We start from the raw sequence: 21995 nt of genomic DNA, 5'->3' as shown, positions 1-21995 counted from the left end.
TAAAGCGCTATTCGTACGTTGGCGACATCTCTAAGCTCGCGACGCGCGGTTTACGTTCTAAAATGCCCGTATTCTTCGCTGCTTCAGCTCCCAAGAAAGTCGTGTTAGTACGCGAACCTTGCTCGTCGTATTTAGCAATGTCTGACAGTTTAATCATATAGCCCGTCACACGAACTAAGTCGTTCGATGCAACGTTAGCGGTAAACTCACGGTAACCAGCTTGGATTGCGCCTTTGCACAAGTTAAACATCGCTTCTGGGTTAGATTTCACTGTTTCATCGATGGTCAGAATGTCGCTGATACCTGAGGTATAGAACTTGTGGTGACCCGCAGTAGCACGCACGTAAGAGACAGGATCAGGTTCTGTTCCATAAGGAATACGCACACCTGGAGTCACATCTTCATCTAGGCTAATACCGCCTTGAGCATGTAGTAAAGCCTTGCCTTCTAGCCCATATTTCACTTCTGAGTTCTCAACGACCTCAGCCAGTTTTTCAGAGATGCGATGCCCAAGTTGGTTAGCTTGTTCATCATGACCATAGCGCCCTGCTTTACCCTCTTTTTCCATCAAGATGTTGACGGCTTCAGCCATGCCGTAAATACCAAACATTGGCGCAAAGCGATCTTCTTCAATCAAACCTTCTTGAGTTAAGAAGCCTTCGAAGAAGTTAGACTCTTCATGTAAGAAGCGGCTACGAGCGTTCATCAACTCAACCATGATGCTACTGTAGTTCGGCAATACTTGTTGTAAGAAATCGACACTGTCCTCAGACTTTAACGCCACTTGTTTCAGGTTCATACGTACTAGCGTATTTGAACCACCCGCCAAAGGTAGAGAGTTGTAGCAACTCACGATTCCAAAACGCTTATCACCATACGCTGCGGCATGTGCTGGATAGTTGGCGATATGTGGCTTGCTGCATTCACAAATGTTGCTTGCTGCATGACGCAACAGATCATCAGGCGTCACTGCAGGGTCGTACATAAAGGTTAAGTTAGGTGCGATCTGCTTGAGCTCAGCATCGACACGTAAAATCGTACGGCAGATAATGTTGTCTGTCGGTCCGATATTCACATGCATGAAGGCATCTGGTAGTGTGCGATCCAACATAATCCAGAACAGCTTAAGCTTTTGATAAACCTGCTCTTCCGTTAAGTCGCCCACGAAAGGCATCAACACATCGTCCAGTTGACCTAAGTAAACCGGAATGGAAGTCACTGACGGAACGTGATGATAAAGGATGGTTAGCATGTTCAATGCTTCGTCGAAATTAGTTGCCGCGCTAAGCTCTAAATACTTTGAGCCTTGATGTAAGTATTTAGAATAATCGGGAAGCACATAGCGCGGCTTAAATGGGGCGTGACCTTCAAACATGTCACATAGCACACCTTGTTGTAAGGCTTGCTCTACTTCATTGCTTACCGGCATGTACGGTAGGCTAGCTTCAGCTTCTAAGGCAAGATAACTCGATTTCTGTTTTGGAGACAGATTGGCATCTGAAATGATATTGCTAAAGCGTTGTTGTTGCTCTGAAAGTGGTGAAGAAGTAGATGACGCAGATTGGTGGCTCATGATTAAACCCTTAAAATTGTTATGGACTTATTTTATATCTCACCGTTACATTTCCACTAATGAAATGTATGCAAGACTGTTTTTCCAAAATGGAAATTAGATACTTGAAGTTAGCCGGCATTAAGACACTAGGAATAGTCCGTTTAAAACACGAAGCCGTAAAAATAGAAAAACCCACATAACTGGCTTTAAGGCCGTTAATGTGGGTTTCGTTATTTAGGTTAGCGCTGTCAGAGTTAGCTAAAGGCAATACTCTTAATTACACATGATGCAGTAATTACAGGTGAGGAAGTACTTGTTTACGTCCAACACCCATCAGCACTTTTAACTCACCTTGTGGTGTATCAACCGAGAATGGTGTAGAGACTTCAACCACTGCAAAGCCCGCTGCACTCAAGACATTCTCTGAGCGCTGTTGGCTTACGCCATAGTCTTCACTGCCGTTTTCTAAGTACCAATCCCAGTGTACAAACGTGCCATCATTTTCAAGCAACGTGTAAATCAGACTGACTGTGTCTTGTAGGTTAGGGATAAAACCACACACCGAAGAAGCGACCACTAGGTCAAACTGGTTTCTGAATGCTGGATGCTGCGCTGCTAGTCCGCGCGATAAAATATCAACAACCGGTTCAACGTTAGGTAGCTCTTTCTTATCTAACTCTTCAATCATCCCTTCGGAGATGTCGAGTGCGATGATCTCTTTTGCTAAAGGAGATATTTTCTGGCTGAGTAGTCCTGTACCACAACCAAAATCAAGGACACGGGTTCCGTTTAAATCAACGAGCTGTGTCAACTGGTCAAATACGGACTGTGCGAATACTGCGGTCGCGGGATCTTTATCCCAATCAACGGCGTACTCGTCCCATTGTTTCGCCATCATGGCCTCCATCTTTACTTCTTGTAGGTTCGGAACCCCCCCAGAGTAAACCAAATTAGTCAATTCGTCATAGAGTTATCATGCAAAGATGGACTATTTCTAAGATAGTCAGCACAATATTCAGATAATATGCACCAGCCCCCCGCTTAATATGGAAATGAAATGAACCTTTCTCAAGTCCAAGCCTTTTGTTCCGTTGCTGATTTAGGATCAGTGTCTGAAGCTGCACGCCAGTTAGAATGCAACCGAACCAAACTTAGCATGTCGATTAAAGCCTTGGAAAAAGAGTTAGATGTCGAGTTGTTTGTACGTAGCGGAAACCACGTTGAACTTTCTGAAGCAGGCAAAGCGATTTACAAGGATTGCGAAGGCCTGTTAGTGACAGCTGCACGTATCAAACAAACCTGCTTGCATGTTTCGGGGGAATTTAACGCGGAGATTTGGATTGCACGAGATGACTCATTACCCGATGAGATGTGGCAGGATTTATCGCACGCTCTCAATAACAAGTACCCTTCGACCTCATTCAACTTCGTTCTCGCGTCGAGCGGCGATTTAGCTAACCTAGTTGAAACTCAGCAAGTCGACTTCGCATTTGGCGTCGATTACGAACGTGTCGATGACCCAAGAATTATCTACAACCCACTTGGTAAGATTCGAATGATGTCTGTTTGTAAGAAAGGGCATGATTTGAGCGCGATGCGACGAGTGTCTGATGAAGTACTGAGAAATTCGATGCAAGCGACCATGGTTTACCTTAATGAAAAGGATAACCCTGAACTTGAGCCCTTCTCGCGCCGTTACATCGGCTTCTCTAGCTTCGACTTTATGTTGGATACGATTTTACGTGAAGAGGCCTGGGGCGTAATGCCAGAACCATTGATTCGTCACTTGCTACGTGAACAAGAGTTAGCGGTGATCAAACACACATATGGCCTGACTCAAGAAGACTACTGTATGTTTACTGCGGCTGGCATGGCCGAACATCCAGGAATGAATTGGTTGGCTGATCAGCTGAGTGATTACTTGTTTGATTTCTAGTTTTAACTTCCCAATATCTAATTTTATCTTCCCAATATAAGATCGGCGCGAGCTATTGCCTGCGCCGCCTTTTGCGGTCTAAGACTGATGCAGCCTAATTCTGATATAACCAAAGACTAAACCGTTTAGAAAACCATTACGTGATCCACTAAGTAGCGTCCATCCTCTTCAACCAATACCATTTCGGCGACAAACTCGCCTTTTGCGATGGTGTAAGCTTGCTTCCAGACAAAGGCGATGGAATCAGAGCGTCTGAATATCGCCACTGGCTCACGCTCAGCAAAAAAGCCATTACTGTGCTGATAATGGTGACACACCTTTTCTAAATATTCTGGCGTAACAATGTCTTTCATTCTTTGAGTAAAGTCTCGACAGTGCTGTTCATGATCAACCTTGGTTGAACCATCCATCAGGTTATCCATGATCGGGTTAGCAATCGCCCACAACTCGTTATCATTGATATCGTCAAACTTCATATCGATTCATTCCTTGTCCATCGCAGTCGCAGCCAAATCTAGAGGACTAATAAGACCTTAGCGACTAATGTGTTTTATTAATCATAAACGATCCTATTTCAGTTGCACATCATCCCCAAAAAACACTCAACGTCAGTTTTATTGACACCCGACTTTCAACTTAAACCACTGAATTTAATGGATTTATATGTATTGGTTAAATAAGACATATAAACATCATCAGATAAAGTTTGTAAAGTTAGCTCAATATTAGAACAATGAAGTTATCAAAAACATCTGGAAAATATTATGTGTGACAGGAAAAGCCAAAACGAAAATCGAGTACTATTGTTCTCAGCCCTTTTAGCATCAGGCTTCGCTATTGGCGGATTGGTGTTGGGTCTTATCGTTGGCTCTCTGGTCATAGTATTTGACGGTGTTTATTCTCTTATCAGCTTACTGTTAACTTTATTGTCACTAGCGGCCTCGAAATACATCAATCGCCCTTCGGACACTGAGTTCCCGTTTGGTCGAGCAATTATCGAACCGATTGTTATTGCCATTAAAGCCGTTGTGATTCTGCTTGTGGTTGGTTATTCACTTTACTCTGCGATTGGTGCCTTGATGACAGGCGGTCGTGAGGTGGATGCTTCTATCGCAACTTTGTTTGGTATTTTCAATGTGTTGGGTTGTGGTTACGCTTGGTGGTACATCGCTAACAAGAGCAAACGTATCTCTTCAGGGCTGGTTCAGGCCGAGTCTAAACAATGGCAGATGGATACACTATTGAGTGTAGCGGTAACCGCTGGTTTCTTAGTAGCATGGTCAATGACGTTTTCACCTCTTGCGGCTTACGCAGTGTATGCCGACCCTATGATGATGTTACTAATGTCTTTCTACTTCATCAAAGTACCTTTCGACATGTTACGTGAAGCAATGCGCGAACTACTTATGATGTCGGCGACCAAAGATATTTGTGATGCAGTGGATAAGAACGTTGTCGCGGTAGACAAAGAAGCGGATCAAGATTTGGAGCTGATGGGTGTGACTAAGGTTGGTCCTGAGCTAAGAATCAACGTTGATATTCATACCAACGACCAACAAGCCATTGCAGTCGATGATATTGAACGAACGCGCCGCCAACTTAAGCGACGCTTATCGAAGATGCCTTATGAACTTCAATTGAATCTCAATATCGCGAGTTAAAAGTCGAAAGTTAAGAACCAAGACTTAACCAATCAATTTCTCGCGAACTAAGACTCTGATTGAACCTTTTTAGAAGCCGACGCCGTAACCGTCGGCTTTTTTTCTCTTGTTACCCACCAGCAAGCCAGTGACCCCACAGTGACCATACACACGCCCTGCCAAAACGTCATGCTCAGTGACAAACCTAAAATCATGGAAGACAGTAAGGTCGCAAAAATAGGCGTGAAATAAGACATAGTCGCTAGGAAGACCATATTGCCGCCAAGTATCGCTGTATTCCAAAGCGCGTAACCTGCGCCCATACACACACCGGCCAGCACTAAGTCAATTGCAGCATTGGTTGTCATCACCATGCCGGTTTCGTTACTCAATGCGTATTTGATCCATAAGGTGATTGCAGTCGCGATAAAGAACAACACAATCGCATTCTGCCCTTTCGCCACTTTCTGAGTGTAATTACAGTAAACCGCCCAAATAATCGCGCCGAAAAACGCCATTGAATAGGTTTTAGGGTTAGTTGCAATATTGGCTGCGATTTGATCAACAGAAAGCCCCTGATCGCCGCTGATACTCCAAGCCACACCAAAGAAGGCTAAGAAGATACTTGGGTAAACCAACCAGTTAATCTTTTTATCGCTAAGCAGCACAGCGAACAACACCGTCAATGCAGGCCAAAGGTAGTTGATAACCGCCATTTCCAAGGCTTGATGTCGGTTGTTTGCCATCCCTAAAGCCAGAGCCAAGAAGATCTCATAACAAACGAATAGAGCACCACCAATCAGCAGATACGACTTAGAGAAGCGTGACAGCTTAGGTAAACCCATAACACAGACCAACAAAATTGAGCTCACCGTATAAAGACTGGCAGCGCCACCGATTGGGCCTAGTTGTTCTGATACGCTACGAGAAAGCGCAATTAAGCAGCTCCAAAGTAAAATGGCAGCAATGCCGTAGCAGCTATGGCGATGAGATTTCAGCACGCCTCTTCCTTTTCTTTATTGTAATGGTCTAATTAAAGCGAGCTTAAAGCAAAGATAGGCTTAAGCACCACTATCGATAACTTGCAGTAGGTAAAAATAAGTAGCCGAGCACATAACTGCACTCGGCTATCAATCATTCACTCAAAAATCTAAAAGCAATTAGCAATTAGCAATTATGCCAATAGAAGTGCTTGCAGGTCAGCTAAAGACTTAACTTGATAATGAGGGTTAATACCCGCTGGCGTTGCCTTTTCTTGACTGTTTAACCAACAAGTTTCAATGCCAAAATCTAGTCCGCCTAGAATATCTGAATGTGGGTTATCTCCGACCATCAATACGCGTTGTTTTGCTGGTAAGCCAACAAGCTTGTGTGCATGTTCAAAGATTTCAGCATCTGGTTTAGCAACACCCACTTCTTCAGAGATGATCACGTGGTCAAAATAGTCTGTCATTCCAGTGCGTTCTAAACGGATAGATTGCAGCTCGGTGAAACCATTGGTAATGATGCCCATGTTCACTTTGCCTTTTAAAGACTCCATCAACTCTTTTGCACCAGGAAGCAGCGAACATATGTCTGCCATTGCGGTCAAAAATGCACTGTTTAGTTCTGCTGTTGTTGTCTCTAGCTTTGTTGCCCAGCTTTCAAAACGCGCGTGCTTCAGTTGAGCTGCCGTAATGCGCCCATCTTGGTAATCTACCCAAAGTGGTAAATTAACCTCTTGGTAAACCGAATAATCCTGTTCACTAAAGTCCACACCAAAACGGGAGAACATCAGCTTCATTCCTTGAAAAGCATCAAAGTGGAACAAGGTTTCATCCGCATCAAAGAATATCCAATCGTACTTCATTTTCTGTCCTGTTATTCGCGCTGTTGAGCAATGCTGTGTCTGTTTTTATCGTAGTTTTGCTTAATTTTTCTTTTCGCCTTGTAGGCTGGCAATCGCTTTACTCGTAAATCTGTGAGCCTGTATATAAATCTAATAATTTATAGAAAACAAGCCACAAGTCATGATGTATCGCAAATTTTGCCACATATTAAACCAATACCATACAAGAAATACACATTAGGTACCGGGAGGTATTATGAAGCACTTTTTACCGTCATCTGTCATGCTCACCCCTTTTCTTGTCAAATACTATGATGAGGAACCAGAAGACACCCCTAACACTGAAGAGTCACAAGCTCCTCAAATTGAATGCAGTGATAACTCAGAGAAAAGCTCAACCCTGGCTGAAATTGAACCGACTTTCAGTGAATAAGCTTATTTTTCATTGTTATAGAGCGCAATTCTGTTTCTGATCGAGTCAATTTATCACTATCCACTACTGACAAAGAACACACCAGAAAACCATAAAAACGATTGCTATATGAGCCCTATCACAACGACTAACCAGAAAGTGTTAGTTCGAAATCAAAGTTGTTCCAGATCAATGGTCGACCACTTGAATGCCGACAACATGTAGGAAATTAAAAATCATAATTAACGGAGTTTTCCAATGTCTACTGCATTTTACATCCCTACAATCAACTTCATGGGCACTGGCTGTTTGAAAGATGCTGCTGATAGCATCCAGTCTCAAGGCTTTAAAAAAGGTCTGATCGTTACAGATAAGATCCTGAATCAAATTGGCGTAGTTAAGCAGGTACAAGACCTTCTTAGCCAGCGCGGCGTAGACGCAGTTGTATTCGACGGCACTCAACCAAACCCAACCATCACTAACGTGAACGATGGTCTAGAATTGCTGACTGACAACGATTGTGATTTTGTTGTTTCTCTAGGTGGTGGTTCTCCACACGACTGTGCAAAAGGTATCGCATTAGTTGCTTCTAACGGCGGTAAGATTGCTGATTACGAAGGCGTAGACCAGTCTGAAAAACCTATGATGCCTCTTATTGCTATCAACACAACAGCAGGTACAGCATCTGAAATGACACGTTTCTGCATCATCACCGATGAAGAGCGTCACATTAAGATGGCGATCGTTGATAAGCACACAACACCGCTTATCTCAGTAAACGACCCCGAGTTGATGCTTGCTAAACCTGCATCACTGACTGCAGCTACGGGTATGGACGCGCTAACACACGCAATCGAAGCTTACGTTTCTATCGCCGCAACGCCAATTACAGACGCGGTAGCAATTAAAGCAATCGAGCTTGTTCAAGCACACCTAAGAACAGCAGTAGCACACGGCGAAGACATTGAAGCGCGTGAGCAAATGGCTTACGCACAATTCATGGCTGGCATGGCTTTCAACAACGCTTCTCTTGGCTATGTTCACGCAATGGCGCACCAACTGGGTGGTTTCTACGACCTTCCACACGGTGTATGTAACGCTATCCTACTGCCACACGTTCAACGCTACAACGCACAAGTGTGCCCAGAACGTCTACGTGATGTTGCAAAAGCAATGGGCGTGAATGTTGAAGGTATGACAGCAGAACAAGGCGCAGAAGCGGCTATCAACGCGATTGTTCAACTAGCAAACGACGTGAACATCCCAACCGGTATCGCGCAACTTGGTGCTAAGCTTGAAGACATTCCTACATTGTCAGACAACGCACTGAAAGACGCATGCGGTTTTACTAACCCTAAACAAGCGACTCACGAAGAAATCTCAGCAATCTTCGAAGCGGCAATGTAATCTAGATACAAGTCACTTCTTATAACTAAAACAAACGGGCTCACCTTCTGAGTCCGTTTTCTTTTTTCTGTCCACTCCCTTTCAAGTATTCGCCTCTTTACTAATCACTAAAAATTCGCATTGTTGCAATCGCTTGGTTATAGTCAAACTATTGATATGTAGAATAACAAACAGGTTCCATTGAGTCGTAGGATAGCTAGCACCTCATTATTGGCGTCACTCATTTCATACTCAGTTCAAGCAGAGGAACAAAATGAGTGTCACAGTCAGCCGTTAGAAGACGCCCCTGTCGAAAAAGCTTACCATTTCCTGAACAGTAAATTTTGCCAACCTGCGTTGTGGTTTGACAGCTTCTTTGTGGATGACCGAATAACTGAAGACGCTCGTGCGGGTACCTCTGTGCGTTGGTACAACGATTTCATTTACTCAGAAGGCGGTGATGTCGACTACTCAACAAAACTCAAAGCGCGTTTACACCTTCCCTTTGTGAGCAAGCGGCTGAAATTAATCTACGAGTCTGTCAGCGATGAAGAGTTCTTGGATTTTTTTCCGAATGATTCAGATGAATTAGAAAGTGCGTTAGGTCTGCGTTACGACGCGTACGCCAAAGGCTATAGCAGCTTCAATATTAAGGCGACATTACGACCACGCATCGAAGCTCGTTACCGCTTTACCTACCCTCTTACAACCGATGTTGTATTTAGGTTAACTCAGCGTATTTATCAGGAAAAACAAGAAACTGGCGAGATCACTGATATTGATTTTGACCTATCGCTCAGTGATAAGTTCCTGGCCCGATGGTCAAGTTTTGCTGGGTATAACGACGATCTTAAAGGTTGGACCTATGGTACGGGATTAAGCTTGTATCATTACCTTTCTCAAGACCAAGCACTCCAATATAGCGCCACGATTAATGCAACGGATGAGCCTTATAATCACTACGAATACGCTCAGGTTTCGATTACTTACCGGCAGAACGTATGGAAAGAATGGCTGTTCTACGAACTCACTCCTCGTTATCAATGGGAACGAGAACCTTATGAGAAGCACACGGAAGAAGCGAATATCACGCTTCGAATTGAAGTCTTGTTCAATAACGTATAGCGGTTAGATAAGCTTGATAAGACAAACCGAGAACCAAGAGCCAAGAAAAAGCACATCAAATGATGTGCTTTTTAGTTTCAGATAAAGATTAAACTAAATTCTTAACCTTTGTAATTTCTCACTCGTGCAGCTTCCGCTTCGCGCTTATCTACTACGGTTTTACCAATTGGCGCTAAGGAGATAACCGCTAGTTTAAGGTGCTGAATCGCAAACGGAATACCGATGATGGTAATGAAACACGCCACAGCTGACATGATGTGACCAATCGCAAGCCAGATTCCCGCAAATAAGAACCAAATAACGTTACCAATCACACCTAGCGGGCTGGTACCGATGTCAGTTTCATTGGTCAGTTCATCGCGTGAAATCGCTTCCTGACCAAATGGGAAGAATGAGAAGTTACCCATAACAAAACACGCTCTACCCCATGGAATACCAACGATGGTTAGGAATGCGAGCAGTCCGAAGAACCACCATGCCAATCCCATAAATACGCCACCAAACAGAAACCAAATGATGTTTCCTATTGTTCTCATGTTGTCTTCTCCAAATCTTTGAATGCTGTTTATTTCATATGCCGAATAAGGCAATACTTGTTCTAATAGGTTCATTATTGTTGAACCTTTATGAACCGCTTATGAATCGCCTACATTTTCTGTGATTGATACACACCACGAAACGCCAAATCCGCATAGGGATCATCGATTTTATTTGATACCATGCTCGTAGATTTTTAGTATTACAAAGCTAAACAGCTACAACAACTAATTTAAGGCCGAATTTATGAACAACACTGAGCTACCTAAAAAGAAAATGAAAAACTGGGTGCCAATCGTCTTCTTCGGGCTTCTCAGTACGGTTCCAGTGTTCATGTTCTTAGTCGACGTGTGCATCAACCAGTATATGTGACAGAGCCCGCCGGCCTAGCTGCATAAATGGATACCGGACCGATTTCCTGTATCCATTTCCATTAGATCAGTTCTTCTGCAGTCAGCTCTTCTGTAATCAAATCAACTTTTCCGTAATCAAATCAGCTCTTCGTTAATAAAATCAAGAATGTCGATCAGCTCATGATTAGGCAGATTCAGTAAGTTATCACCAACATACCATTCAATCTTACATTGGTTTGGCAATTCGCTGATCGCTGGATTTCCTATCCAAACCTTGTGTTTCTTCGCTATGTTGTCTCTCACAATAATGCCGTCTTCGTAGCTCACAGGTAAATAGAGGTGAAGCATGTTTACTTGGGGTTCCTGCGGGTTCACTTTGAACTGCGGGTAATCTTGTAAGATTTGATAGATTTGCTTAGTACGCTCATACAATGCTGGCATCAACTCAATCCGTTGATCAAACTGCATTGCTGCCTAAACCACGTAAGGCGTGCGATGATAAACATTTCCGCCCTGACGCTTCATCCATGCCGACGCTTTTGCTACGAAAGCCTTGTCACCTAATAAGAGTGAACCTCCAAGACCGTTTAACCCTTTGTACAGCGAAACATAAGCCGTATCGAACCCCTTAGCAATCTCGCTGTATGGCTTTTGATAATACGCGCCGCACTCCCACAAACGCGCACCATCCATATGCAGATGAATCGATTGTTCTTTGCAGTACTGCTTTATCGCTTCAAGCTCTTCCCACTCAGGCAGCTGACCACCAATCTCTCGCATCGGTAGTTCATACAATGCCGCGGCAATCTCATCAGGCCAAGCCTTTAAGTCGTCGACATTCCAAGTGCGAAATACATTACCAACCGGAAGTACATTGAATCGGTTCTGGAGCTGATACCCTTGGCGTTCATGACGCATGATATGACTCGACTCATGCATCGCCACGACTGGGTTTCTTTTCTCTTGGCACGCAATTTCTAATGCTGTGGGTTGGTTCATAGTGCCGGTAATCACAAACACGGCGGCTTCATAACCAAGCAGTTCTGCGACCTTGTTTTCAAAGCTCTCGATAAACTCGCCATCACCGTAGGTGTCGTGCGACACATCATGTGTTTCGCACCATTCAGCCATTTGTGCGAAGGTTTGGGCTGGTGTTGGATCGAAGTGACCAGAAAGCAGCAAATTACATTGTTGACGCAAGTCCGTGCTCATACCTTTTCCTTTATTCATTGTCGTTCTATGTAGGGTGATTGAATTATTTACGTTAGCCTTCAACGGTGACATAAAGTACACCTATTCGCTTTTATTATTAGCGAATAATTAGTTTTACTCAGTCACCGGCTGCGTGTGCCGGAAATACTCAAATTGACGGGTGTTTTATATAATTAAGTCCCTAAAAACACGCGCTTGTAACTAGATAAGTATGGGCTAATTCGTTGTTGTTCAACCATTCTTCTATTATTGTATATCTATAATTCCAATAAATATTATTCGTTAATGGACAAAGAGGGCTATATGTCGAAAAATCGAGTCTTGGTGCTATTCGCCCACCCTTCTCAGCATCGCTCTGAAGCTAACAAACCCTTATTTGAGCAAGCCAAACGTATTGAAGGCGTCACCTGTGTCGACCTTTATGCTGAATACCCAACCTTCAAGATCAATATCGATCGCGAACAGAAACGCCTGTTGGACCATGACATCATCATTTTTCAGTTCCCACTATATTGGTACTCAACACCCGCAATTCTTAAAGAATGGCAAGACCTCGTCCTAGAATACGGATTTGCTTACGGCACCGATGGCAACGAACTACAAGGCAAGAACTTGTTATGTAGCATTACTGCAGGTGGCAAAAAAGACGCCTACCAAACTGATGGTTACAACCATTTCACGATTCGAGAACTGCTTCACCCAATCGAACAAACCGCTTCTCTGTGTGGGATGAACTACCTCGCGCCCTTTGCGTTATTTGGTTCGCGTACCGCGTTGGAAGAGAACCGCATTCAAGAGCATGTCGATAGCTATAAAGTACTGTTAGAGGCGTTGGTTGCTGGCGAGATCAATATCAAAAAAGCCAGTAAGGCAGAAAAGCTAAACCACTACGTAGAAGAACTAATGGCAGAGGTTAAATAATGACGGGATATTTTCTACAAACGTTTATCTACTTAGTAGCAGCAGTTATTGCCGTGCCTATTGCCAAAAGACTTGGCCTCGGCTCTGTACTTGGGTACCTCATTGCTGGTGTTGTGATTGGCCCAATTATTGGTCTCGTAGGTGAAGAGACCACAACTATCCAACACTTTGCCGAGTTCGGTGTGGTTATGATGCTGTTCTTAGTCGGTCTTGAGCTTGAACCTAAGATGCTTTGGGCAATGAGGAACCGACTTATGGGGCTAGGTGGCCTGCAAGTTGGTGGCACGACCGCAATTGTAATGGGTATCGCCCTTTTCTTCGGACAGCCTTGGACCATTGCGCTGACTATCGGTTTGATCTTCGCACTGTCATCTACCGCGATTGTTCTCCAAACCTTTAACGAAAAAGGGCTATCCAAAACAGAAGGCGGCAAGAACGCTTTCTCAGTCCTACTGTTCCAAGATATAGCCGTCATCCCTATGTTGGCGTTTATCCCTCTATTGGCGTTGCCAGAATTAATCGGAGCTGCACAAAGCGCGGTCGCTTCGGCTTCTGATCATCATGAAGAGTTAAGTCTCGTTGCTGGCCTACCCGGTTGGGCTTATGGCCTAGTGATCACAGCATCTATTGCGATTGTGGTGGTCGGCGGACACTTCTTAAGTCGTCCACTGTTCCGCTTTGTAGCAAGCTCAGGCCTGCGTGAAATCTTTACTGCAACCGCACTGATGTTGGTGATTGGTATTGCTGCACTGATGAGCCTAGTCGGCCTGTCACCCGCTTTAGGTACCTTCCTTGCGGGTGTGGTATTGGCGAACAGTGAATTCCGCCACGAACTTGAGTCTAATATCGACCCGTTTAAGGGACTGTTACTTGGCTTGTTCTTTATTACCGTCGGTGCGGGCATCAACTTTGATGTTCTATTCAACGACTTTGGTTTGATCATTGGCCTCACCCTTGGCGTTATGCTTCTTAAAGCCTTGGTGCTATTTACGTTGGCATTGATCTTCAAAATCAAAAACAGTGACCGTTGGCTGTTTACATTGAGCTTGGCGCAAGCCGGTGAGTTTGGTTTTGTACTACTAAGCTTCTCAGCTCAAAACCACGTATTACCTGCGGACATCGTCCAAACATTGTCTCTGGTTGTGGCACTTTCAATGTTCCTAACACCAGGGTTATTCATTCTATTTGATAAAGTGATTCTGCCTCGTTACCAACAAAAATCTAACGACCGCGAAGAAGATACTATTGAAGAGAAAGGCACCGTTATCATTGCGGGCATTGGTCGATTCGGTCAAATCGTTAACCGCTTGTTGGTGTCGAACGATGTCAATACGGTGGTTCTGGATCACCAAGCGAACCAAGTAGACTTACTGCGCTCTATCAATATCAAATCTTACTTTGGCGATGCGACTCGTCACGACTTGTTGCATACCGCCGGAATCGAAGAAGCGGCAATGCTAGTAGTAGCAATCGATAACCAAGACTCAAGCGTTGAGTTAGTGAAGTACGTTAAACACACCTACCCTAAAGTAAAAATCTTAGCCCGCGCATTCGACCGTGGTCATAGTTATCGCTTACGAGAAGCAGGTGCAGACTTTGTGGAATCAGAGACCTACCATTCTGCTCTTGAAATGGGCGCACAAGCCTTGCGCTCTTTGGGTCATCATCCATTCTTCGTCGAACAGCAAAAATCGACGTATCAACGCGTAGAGAGCCGTAAGTCTGAAAAGCTTTACCAAGCTTGGTCTGAGGCTGAAGAAAATCCACGCTACGACAACAACTACCGACAAATCTTCATTCACCTTGAAGATGCGATGAAAGAAGACATGAAGAAAGACCGTTCAGACAAACACTCTCGATCTGAACGTGGTTGGACACCACCACCAAAAGGTTATGCAGATGGCTTTGAGGAAGAAGAGTCTTAAGTAGAAGTCTAAGCTACAGCTCTAGATGACCATGCAATGCAACCATCAAAAGCGGCTATTTAAGCCGCTTTTTCTTTCATTTACCCCCTACAAAACGTCAAATGAACATAAGTATCAGGTGCCGAAACTCATAATCCGAGATATTTGTGTGATCTAGCTAAAATTTTTAATTTCTGACCACATAGCAAAAGTGGATTCAATTTTTACATTATTGAAACATTCCAACCCTGCATAAACCACACCATAAACACGGCTATATATGCACTCATTCCTGCCATTCAAACATCCACCCAAATCATAGCGACCACTCTCTAAGGCTTGAGTTACATTGCATATATCTAAATCCGCCGCAAAAGCCCCAACAAACCCATTCACCAATCAAATAAATAACGCACGACATTCACAAATTCAAACCATCAAAATTAACATAAACATTTCAAAGTATGTCTATCGTTACAATTTGTAACGAATGGCAGTTGTCGGTATAGTCCTGCAATTCAAAAAGTGAGACCTTTGCGCTCACCTTAAAGGAGATATAATAATGATTACTAATGATGCTGTAATAATGGGCATGTTAGCTGTTATTCTTGGCGGTGTTTTTATCACGGAAAGTAGCCAAAATAGCGCACTGAAAAAATTCTACTCGTTCGTTCCGGGTCTATTGCTCTGTTACTTTGTTCCTTCTCTATTGAACAGTTTCGGCATCATCGACGCATCAAACTCAAAGCTGTACTTTGTTGCAAGTCGTTACCTATTACCAAGCGCACTCGTTCTACTGATCATCTCAGCTGACCTACGCAAAATCTTCGGCCTTGGCTCAAAAGCCGTCATCATGTTCCTAACGGGTACTGTCGGCATCATCATTGGTGGCCCTTTGGCGATTTTAATTATCGACCAAGTTAACCCTGACCTCGTATCTGGCGATGTATGGCGTGGCCTTACAACTGTTGCTGGTTCTTGGATCGGCGGCGGTGCAAACCAAGCAGCAATGAAAGAAGTATTTGAAGTTGATGACCAACTGTTCTCAGCAATGATTACGGTAGACGTTATCTGTGCAAACATTTGGATGGCTGTGTTGCTTATCATGGCAGGTCGTCAGAAGAAGATTGATGCATGGCTAAAAGCTGACACATCATCTATCGAAGAGCTAAAAGAGACGGTTTCTAAATACCAAGAAGAGAACGCTCGTCCAACAACCACAACCGATCTCATGAAGATCACGGCCATTGCCTTCGGATTAACAGGTCTGGCTCACTTATTCAGTGACATGATTGCACCGTGGATCTCAACCAACGCGCCAGAGCTTGCAAAATACAGCCTAACATCCGGCTTCTTCTGGCTGATCGTAATGGTAACAACGTTCGCGCTGATCGCTTCATGCTTCAAATCTACACGCAGCCTTGAGCACAGCGGCGCGTCTAAAGTTGGTTCAGCGTTCATCTACATCCTAGTTGCAACTATCGGTATGCAAATGGATGTGACTGCTATCTTAGACAACCCAGGTTACTTCTTCATTGGTATCACATGGCTAACTATCCATGCCATTCTAATGATTGTGATGGCGAAGCTTATCCGCGCACCACTGTTCTTCATGGCTGTCGGTAGCCAAGCTAACGTTGGCGGCGCAGCATCAGCTCCTATCGTAGCTGCAGCATTCCACCCAGCATTAGCTCCGGTAGGTATCCTAATGGCGGTACTTGGTTACGCTCTAGGCACATACGGCGCTTACATCTGTGGCCTTATCATGCAGGTTGCTGCTGGTTAATCGAAGCGCTTCAATGAAGTAACACAAAAGGCTGAACGATCATCGTTCAGCCTTTTTCAATGCTGTTTCTATCTTTTGCTTTAATGAGCCTATTCTTATTGCCATTGCTACTTACATGCATAGACTGTTTTGGGAATTTCCAAGTGAAGCAGTCCCATAAGCGAACAGATGTTCATATTCACCCTAACAGTTTAATAAAAATACTTAATGGATAACAGAATTAGACAGATTACTTTCTTCTTTAATTAACGACTCTATTTGAGCTATTTTTTCTTCATATTCTTCTTTTGTAATAACATCTTCATCTAACAACCATTTGAACTTGCCAACCTCAACCTCAGATTCGTTGTCTTGATTCACATGCCCATACCATTCTAGTAGTTGCGATTTTTTACGCGTCTTAAGTTCATTAATAATGAGGTCATGATTTTTATCTTGAATAACTAATATGTTCGCACTATCCGTTTCAAATACCGAATACTTTACTTTTGAAAAATGACTCCATACTAGGAGCATCCCCCCAAGCAGAACTAAAAACCAAAGATTTGGAAAAGCTCCCAAGTAGCTTTCATACAAAATGTCAAAAGCACCGAGTATACACCAAACATAACCAACACTTTGGAACCATTCATTCTGCTCTATCAAAGTCGATGATTTCTTGGGGAAATTGACATAATCTAGATCCCTATCCCCAGTTCCCGACTTAATCTTATATGCAAAGTTAAGATGGTTATCCATAAAGGTAAACGTATATTTGATAGATCTTTTTTTCTGTATTATTTCCATGACATCCAAGCTTTATTTATTTTCTGATTACTAACTAGACTCAATAACAACGTTAATTCACCGTGATGCATAATAAATTCTCACAAATTAAAGCGCAAGCATTCACTCAGAGAATTTCAGACGTATGTAATAAAAGTCTTAACTTAATCAGCCTAAATGTCTTTATTTACCAGCCTTAACAGTTAATGGTAGGTCTAAATGTGGCTCACCACTAAATATGAATAACTAAAATTATTCATCAATTAAAAATGCCTACAAAAAAGGCGACAGTAATAACTGTCGCCTTTCTAATATCTTGTTACTCAGTTAAAGATTATTCCCAATCTAGGATTACTTTACCTGACATGCCAGAGCGCATCATGTCGAAGCCTTTCTGGAAGTCGTCCACTTTGTAGTGGTGAGTGATGATTGGTGTTAGATCTAGGCCAGACTGGATTAGTGAAGCCATCTTGTACCAAGTTTCGAACATCTCACGACCGTAGATACCTTTGATAACCAAGCCTTTAAAGATTACTTGGTTCCAGTCTACTGCCATGTCTGATGGTGGAATACCTAGTAGAGAGATCTTACCGCCGTGGTTCATGTTAGTCAGCATGCTGTTGAACGCAGATGGGTTACCAGACATTTCTAGGCCAACATCGAAGCCTTCAGTCATGCCTAGATCAGCCATTACATCTTCAAGCTTCTCTTCCATCACGTTTACTGCGCGAGTCACACCCATTTTCTTAGCAAGATCTAGGCGGTATTCGTTTACGTCAGTAATTACAACGTGACGAGCACCAACGTGCTTAGCAACAGCAGCAGCCATGATACCGATTGGGCCAGCACCCGTGATTAGCACGTCTTCGCCTACTAGGTCGAAAGAAAGCGCTGTGTGTACTGCATTACCAAACGGGTCAAAGATTGATGCTAGATCATCAGAGATTTCTGCAGGGATCTTAAATGCGTTGAACGCAGGGATCACAAGGAACTCAGAGAACGCACCAGTGCGGTTTACACCAACACCTGTTGTGTTACGACAAAGGTGAGTACGGCCGCCACGACAGTTACGACAGTGACCACATGTGATGTGACCTTCGCCAGATACACGGTCGCCGATTTCAAAACCACGAACTTCTTGGCCGATGCCAACAACTTCACCCACGTATTCGTGACCTACTACCATAGGTACTGGAATTGTGTTTTGTGACCATTCATCCCAGTTGTAGATATGTACGTCAGTACCACAAATTGCAGTTTTCTTAATACGGATAAGAAGATCATTATGACCCATTTCAGGTTTTTCAACCTCGGTCATCCAGATGCCTTCTTCAGGCTTAAGCTTAGAAAGTGCTTTAATTTTCATAATGTTATCCAGTTCATCTCGCCTAACTGTAAGGCGAGAATCAAAAATCTATATGTTCTATTGGGTGTTGTTCTATCTAATCAAAGGACGCAAAAGGCATCCCTTTAAAATTAGATGATAGCCATGTCTTTACCAACTTGGATGAACGCATCGATTGCGCGATCCAGTTGCTCACGAGAGTGTGCAGCAGACATTTGCGTACGGATACGAGCTTGGCCTTTTGGTACTACTGGGAAAGAGAAACCTACAACGTAGATGCCTTTCTCTAGTGCGCGCTCTGCGAACTCAGCCGCTACTTTTGCATCACCCAGCATGATTGGGATGATTGCGTGGTCAGCACCACCCATAGTGAAACCAGCTTCTTCCATGCGAGTACGGAAGTGAGCAGAGTTTTCCCATAGTTGAGTACGTAGGTCGCCAGATTCCGCTAGAAGATCTAGAACGCGGATAGACGCAGATACTATTGCAGGTGCAACAGAGTTAGAGAATAGGTATGGACGAGAACGCTGACGTAGCCAGTCGATCACTTCTTTCTTACCAGAAGTGTAACCGCCTGAAGCGCCACCCATTGCTTTACCAAGAGTACCAGTGATGATATCGATACGATCTACAACGTTGTGGAACTCGTGAGTACCTGCGCCGTTTTCGCCCATGAAGCCCACTGCGTGAGAGTCATCAACCATTACTAGTGCATCGTACTTGTCTGCAAGGTCACAGATAGCAGGAAGGTTAGCCACTACGCCGTCCATTGAGAACACACCGTCAGTTACGATTAGTGTGTGACGAGCGCCAGCTTCTTTAGCAGCGATAAGTTGCTGCTCTAGCTCTTCCATGTTGTTGTTCGAGTAACGGAAACGCATTGCTTTACACAGACGAACGCCATCGATGATAGATGCGTGGTTTAGTGCGTCAGAGATGATTGCGTCTTCTTTACCTAGAATTGTTTCAAACAAACCAGCGTTTGCATCAAAACAAGACGTGTAAAGGATAGTGTCTTCTTTACCTAGGAAAGTAGAAAGCTTTTGCTCTAGTTCTTTGTGAGAATCTTGAGTACCACAGATGAAACGTACTGAAGCCATACCAAAACCGTGCTGATCCATACCATCTTTAGCTGCTTCGATAAGAGCTGGGTGGTTAGCAAGACCTAAGTAGTTGTTTGCACAGAAGTTTAGTACTTCTTCACCAGTCGAGATAGAAACCGCTGCTTTTTGTGCAGAAGTAATAATGCGCTCAGACTTGTAAAGACCTTCTTCTTTAACTTCTTCGATTTGAGTTTGAATCTGTTGGTAAAATGCAGAAGACATTGTTCATTCCTTCCTAATTATTATTCAGCAGCATCACGCGCCGCTTTATGTAGGGATATAAACGATCTCAAAACGATCATTTACACTGTAAAACTTATGCCTATATTCTAGTTGAACATCCCCGTTTCGATTATCCCTTTAGTTGGAAAAACATTAATGAATCACAGGCACTAATAATGGTTCATCCCAGTGACACAGGGCACATAAACGTGTCTTACTTGTTCTTTTTAACGACAAATCACCCTCCATTCCGGTCTAATTTCGCTTTCATATCAAATATCAATTTTTCATCTCAGAACGATATAGTGATGAATTTAGGTTTCTCTCAGAATGTTCGACCGTTACGCCGCTATGCAAATGAGAGACAAACACATGAACCTATCAGACCACATAATACAAGAAGCCTTTGAAAACGACTGGCACACCTGCTTTTATCAGCCAAAAGTAGAATCGAGTGTAGAGAAAGTGACTGGGGGGTTGAAGCTCTGTTTCGCCTAGATATCCCAGAGGAAGACATTTTTTCTCCAGGTGTGTTTATCGATCGTGCGTTTGCATTAGGTTATGAAGAAGAGATCTTCTTTAGCGTGCTTGAGCAATCTCTCACTGAAGTGAAGTCACTGTCTATTCACCTCAACTTGGCAGAATAGAGAGTGATTCACGAAGTCGTTTTAACACTATAGGGAAATTTTCTTTATTAATCTGTTACTTACCTAGCTTTTTTATCAGTGTAGTTCACTCAATATCGTCCGTACAAGATCAGTGTTAAACACTTAAGAAAAAAGCCACTTCGTGAGGAAGTGGCTCTAAGCGAAAGCTGCTTTTTTCTAGGTTCTAGGTTCAGCAATGTTGCCCTTGGTGATCAGACAATACTTTACCGTCTTTGATCGTCACTATGCGCTTAGTTCGTTCAGCCAGCGAATTATCGTGCGTCACGATAATCAATGTTCGGCCCTCAGCATGAAGCTGATTAAACAAAGCCTCTATCTCAGCGCCAGACTTGGAATCCAGAGCCCCTGTTGGCTCATCAGCTAATATAATCTGAGGATCATTAACCAAAGCTCTAGCAATAGCGACACGCTGTTTCTGACCACCAGACAGCTGATTCGGTTTATGGTCAAGTCGATCGCCCAACCCTACTTGTTCAAGTAATGCCGCCGCACGCTTACGACGCTCTTTGGCTTTGATCCCTGAGTACACGAGAGGCAGAGCAACATTGTCCAATGCAGATGCATACTCAAGCAAATTAAAACTCTGGAATACAAAACCAATTTTTTGATTCCGAATACCAGCAAGATCATTAGCACTCAACGCAGCAACATTTTTTCCATCTAGCTGATACTCCCCTTCCGTCGGCTTATCAAGGCAACCCAGCATATTCATCAGCGTTGATTTACCGGATCCTGACGGGCCTAAAATAGACAAAAACTCTCCCTTCTCAATCGAGAGATCGACACCGTCTAATGCACGTATTTCAGTATCACCGTTTGAGTAGTGTTTACCGATATTTGAGAGTTCCACTAAGAATTTGTTAGACATGGTTTCTCCGCTGTCTTTGATCTCATCATTCACTTTGTAGTGCCTCCATCGGAGTCACTTTCGCCGCACGATTAGCCGGAAGCCAAGCCGCAGCGACACCAATAACCACCAACGTCAAAACAACAATGGTGACAACCAACCATGAAAGCTCAGGCACAGGTTTACCAAGACGCTCATAAAACATGTTGCCTTCAAGCTCTAACGAGCGAATTACAGCAATCAGTGTATAAGTGATTACTAAGCCCAATAAACCGCCCATCATCATAGTCATCAATGACTGAACCAGATAATGCATGCGAATCATCCCTGGAGTAGCACCGACCGCCATTCTCACGCCAATATCTCGTGTGGATCGTTTCACCGTTGCATACATCACGTTAGCAATACCTATGCCCGCCACTGCCAAAGTGATAAAACCAATCACACCAA

20 protein-coding genes and 2 pseudogenes are annotated in these 21995 nt (G+C 43.6%); 10 read left to right on the top strand and 12 right to left on the bottom strand.

What is annotated here, in order from left to right:
• Nucleotides 1–7: 7 nt before the first annotated feature.
• Together CWO27_RS07970 and CWO27_RS07965 are read right to left on the bottom strand one after the other, a co-directional pair.
• Nucleotides 8–1573 carry a YjjI family glycine radical enzyme gene (locus CWO27_RS07970; protein ID WP_107898808.1) on the bottom strand — a complete coding sequence of 522 codons (1566 nt, stop codon included), beginning with the start codon at nt 1571–1573 and terminating at the stop codon, nt 8–10.
• A gap of 277 nt (nt 1574–1850) precedes the next feature.
• Nucleotides 1851–2450, bottom strand: a complete 600-nt coding sequence (locus tag CWO27_RS07965) for a class I SAM-dependent DNA methyltransferase (RefSeq protein ID WP_102431508.1) — start codon at nt 2448–2450, stop codon at nt 1851–1853.
• A 162-nt stretch (nt 2451–2612) separates the two neighbouring features.
• Between CWO27_RS07965 and CWO27_RS07960 the strand changes: the two genes are divergently transcribed.
• A complete protein-coding gene (locus CWO27_RS07960) occupies nt 2613–3491 on the top strand; it encodes a LysR family transcriptional regulator (RefSeq protein WP_019825766.1) in 879 nt (292 codons plus the stop codon).
• A 125-nt stretch (nt 3492–3616) separates the two neighbouring features.
• On the opposite strand, the gene CWO27_RS07955 is transcribed toward CWO27_RS07960, so the two are convergent.
• Nucleotides 3617–3967 carry a hypothetical protein gene (locus tag CWO27_RS07955; RefSeq protein ID WP_102431507.1) on the bottom strand — a complete coding sequence of 117 codons (351 nt, stop codon included), beginning with the start codon at nt 3965–3967 and terminating at the stop codon, nt 3617–3619.
• Between the two features lie 288 nt (nt 3968–4255).
• On the opposite strand from CWO27_RS07955, the gene CWO27_RS07950 reads away from it, so the two are divergent.
• A complete protein-coding gene (locus CWO27_RS07950; protein WP_055319427.1) occupies nt 4256–5152 on the top strand; it encodes a cation diffusion facilitator family transporter in 897 nt (298 codons plus the stop codon).
• A gap of 47 nt (nt 5153–5199) precedes the next feature.
• On the opposite strand, the gene yddG is transcribed toward CWO27_RS07950, so the two are convergent.
• The gene (gene yddG / locus CWO27_RS07945; RefSeq protein WP_102431506.1) at nt 5200–6132 is read right to left on the bottom strand and encodes an aromatic amino acid DMT transporter YddG; all 933 of its coding nucleotides are present in this window, start codon (nt 6130–6132) and stop codon (nt 5200–5202) included.
• A 173-nt stretch (nt 6133–6305) separates the two neighbouring features.
• A complete protein-coding gene (gene yjjG, locus CWO27_RS07940) occupies nt 6306–6980 on the bottom strand; it encodes a pyrimidine 5'-nucleotidase (RefSeq protein WP_102431505.1) in 675 nt (224 codons plus the stop codon).
• 235 nt (nt 6981–7215) lie between these two features.
• On the opposite strand from yjjG, the gene CWO27_RS23560 reads away from it, so the two are divergent.
• The 3 genes from CWO27_RS23560 to CWO27_RS07930 all read left to right on the top strand — a co-directional run bounded on the left by CWO27_RS23560 (nt 7216) and on the right by CWO27_RS07930 (nt 9882).
• The gene (locus CWO27_RS23560; RefSeq protein WP_170960783.1) at nt 7216–7392 is read left to right on the top strand and encodes a hypothetical protein; all 177 of its coding nucleotides are present in this window, start codon (nt 7216–7218) and stop codon (nt 7390–7392) included.
• Nucleotides 7393–7629: 237 nt separating this feature from the next.
• Nucleotides 7630–8778, top strand: coding sequence for an L-threonine dehydrogenase (gene yiaY, locus CWO27_RS07935; protein WP_048660391.1), 1149 nt, complete (start codon nt 7630–7632; stop codon nt 8776–8778).
• Nucleotides 8779–8958: 180 nt separating this feature from the next.
• Complete coding sequence (locus tag CWO27_RS07930) at nt 8959–9882, top strand: hypothetical protein (protein WP_102431504.1); 924 nt, start codon at nt 8959–8961, stop codon at nt 9880–9882.
• A 101-nt stretch (nt 9883–9983) separates the two neighbouring features.
• On the opposite strand, the gene CWO27_RS07925 is transcribed toward CWO27_RS07930, so the two are convergent.
• Nucleotides 9984–10418, bottom strand: a complete 435-nt coding sequence (locus tag CWO27_RS07925; protein WP_032555146.1) for a YccF domain-containing protein — start codon at nt 10416–10418, stop codon at nt 9984–9986.
• Nucleotides 10419–10665: 247 nt separating this feature from the next.
• On the opposite strand from CWO27_RS07925, the gene CWO27_RS23735 reads away from it, so the two are divergent.
• Nucleotides 10666–10791 carry a hypothetical protein gene (locus CWO27_RS23735; protein ID WP_258185094.1) on the top strand — a complete coding sequence of 42 codons (126 nt, stop codon included), beginning with the start codon at nt 10666–10668 and terminating at the stop codon, nt 10789–10791.
• A 116-nt stretch (nt 10792–10907) separates the two neighbouring features.
• Here CWO27_RS23735 and CWO27_RS07920 read toward each other — a convergent pair.
• Nucleotides 10908–11984 (bottom strand): annotated as a pseudogene (locus tag CWO27_RS07920) (threonine aldolase family protein).
• A 303-nt stretch (nt 11985–12287) separates the two neighbouring features.
• Between CWO27_RS07920 and CWO27_RS07915 the strand changes: the two are divergent.
• From CWO27_RS07915 to CWO27_RS07905, 3 genes are all read left to right on the top strand, one after another.
• Complete coding sequence (locus CWO27_RS07915; RefSeq protein ID WP_048660394.1) at nt 12288–12905, top strand: NAD(P)H-dependent oxidoreductase; 618 nt, start codon at nt 12288–12290, stop codon at nt 12903–12905.
• On the top strand, nt 12905–14830 hold the full coding sequence (locus CWO27_RS07910) for a monovalent cation:proton antiporter-2 (CPA2) family protein (protein ID WP_107898807.1): 1926 nt from the start codon (nt 12905–12907) through the stop codon (nt 14828–14830). Before CWO27_RS07915 ends, CWO27_RS07910 begins: the two co-directional genes overlap by 1 nt.
• Before the next feature lie 541 nt (nt 14831–15371).
• The gene (locus CWO27_RS07905; protein WP_107898806.1) at nt 15372–16595 is read left to right on the top strand and encodes a DUF819 family protein; all 1224 of its coding nucleotides are present in this window, start codon (nt 15372–15374) and stop codon (nt 16593–16595) included.
• Nucleotides 16596–16799: 204 nt separating this feature from the next.
• Here the strand turns inward: CWO27_RS07905 and CWO27_RS07900 are convergent, their stop codons facing one another.
• The 3 genes from CWO27_RS07900 to CWO27_RS07890 form a co-directional block, all read right to left on the bottom strand.
• On the bottom strand, nt 16800–17333 hold the full coding sequence (locus CWO27_RS07900) for a hypothetical protein (protein ID WP_240699538.1): 534 nt from the start codon (nt 17331–17333) through the stop codon (nt 16800–16802).
• Nucleotides 17334–17694: 361 nt separating this feature from the next.
• Entirely contained in the window at nt 17695–18726 is a 1032-nt protein-coding gene (tdh, locus tag CWO27_RS07895) for an L-threonine 3-dehydrogenase (RefSeq protein ID WP_017058545.1), read from the bottom strand.
• A gap of 110 nt (nt 18727–18836) precedes the next feature.
• Nucleotides 18837–20030, bottom strand: a complete 1194-nt coding sequence (locus tag CWO27_RS07890; protein WP_055319414.1) for a glycine C-acetyltransferase — start codon at nt 20028–20030, stop codon at nt 18837–18839.
• A 351-nt stretch (nt 20031–20381) separates the two neighbouring features.
• On the opposite strand from CWO27_RS07890, the pseudogene CWO27_RS23890 reads away from it, so the two are divergent.
• Nucleotides 20382–20671 (top strand): annotated as a pseudogene (locus CWO27_RS23890) (EAL domain-containing protein); the annotation flags it as partial.
• A gap of 196 nt (nt 20672–20867) precedes the next feature.
• On the opposite strand, the gene CWO27_RS07880 reads toward CWO27_RS23890, so the two are convergent.
• Together CWO27_RS07880 and CWO27_RS07875 are read right to left on the bottom strand one after the other, a co-directional pair.
• Complete coding sequence (locus tag CWO27_RS07880; RefSeq protein ID WP_102431527.1) at nt 20868–21566, bottom strand: ABC transporter ATP-binding protein; 699 nt, start codon at nt 21564–21566, stop codon at nt 20868–20870.
• A gap of 25 nt (nt 21567–21591) precedes the next feature.
• The coding region (locus CWO27_RS07875) for an ABC transporter permease (protein WP_146161579.1) at nt 21592–21995 on the bottom strand (404 nt) is incomplete at its 5' end.

Origin of the sequence: Vibrio sp. 10N.286.51.C3 (assembly GCF_003050065.1) — a bacterium.
GTDB classification, from domain to species: domain Bacteria; phylum Pseudomonadota; class Gammaproteobacteria; order Enterobacterales; family Vibrionaceae; genus Vibrio; species Vibrio crassostreae.
Note: the sequence above shows the minus strand (reverse complement) of the source record. Positions and strands in the feature narration are given on the sequence as shown.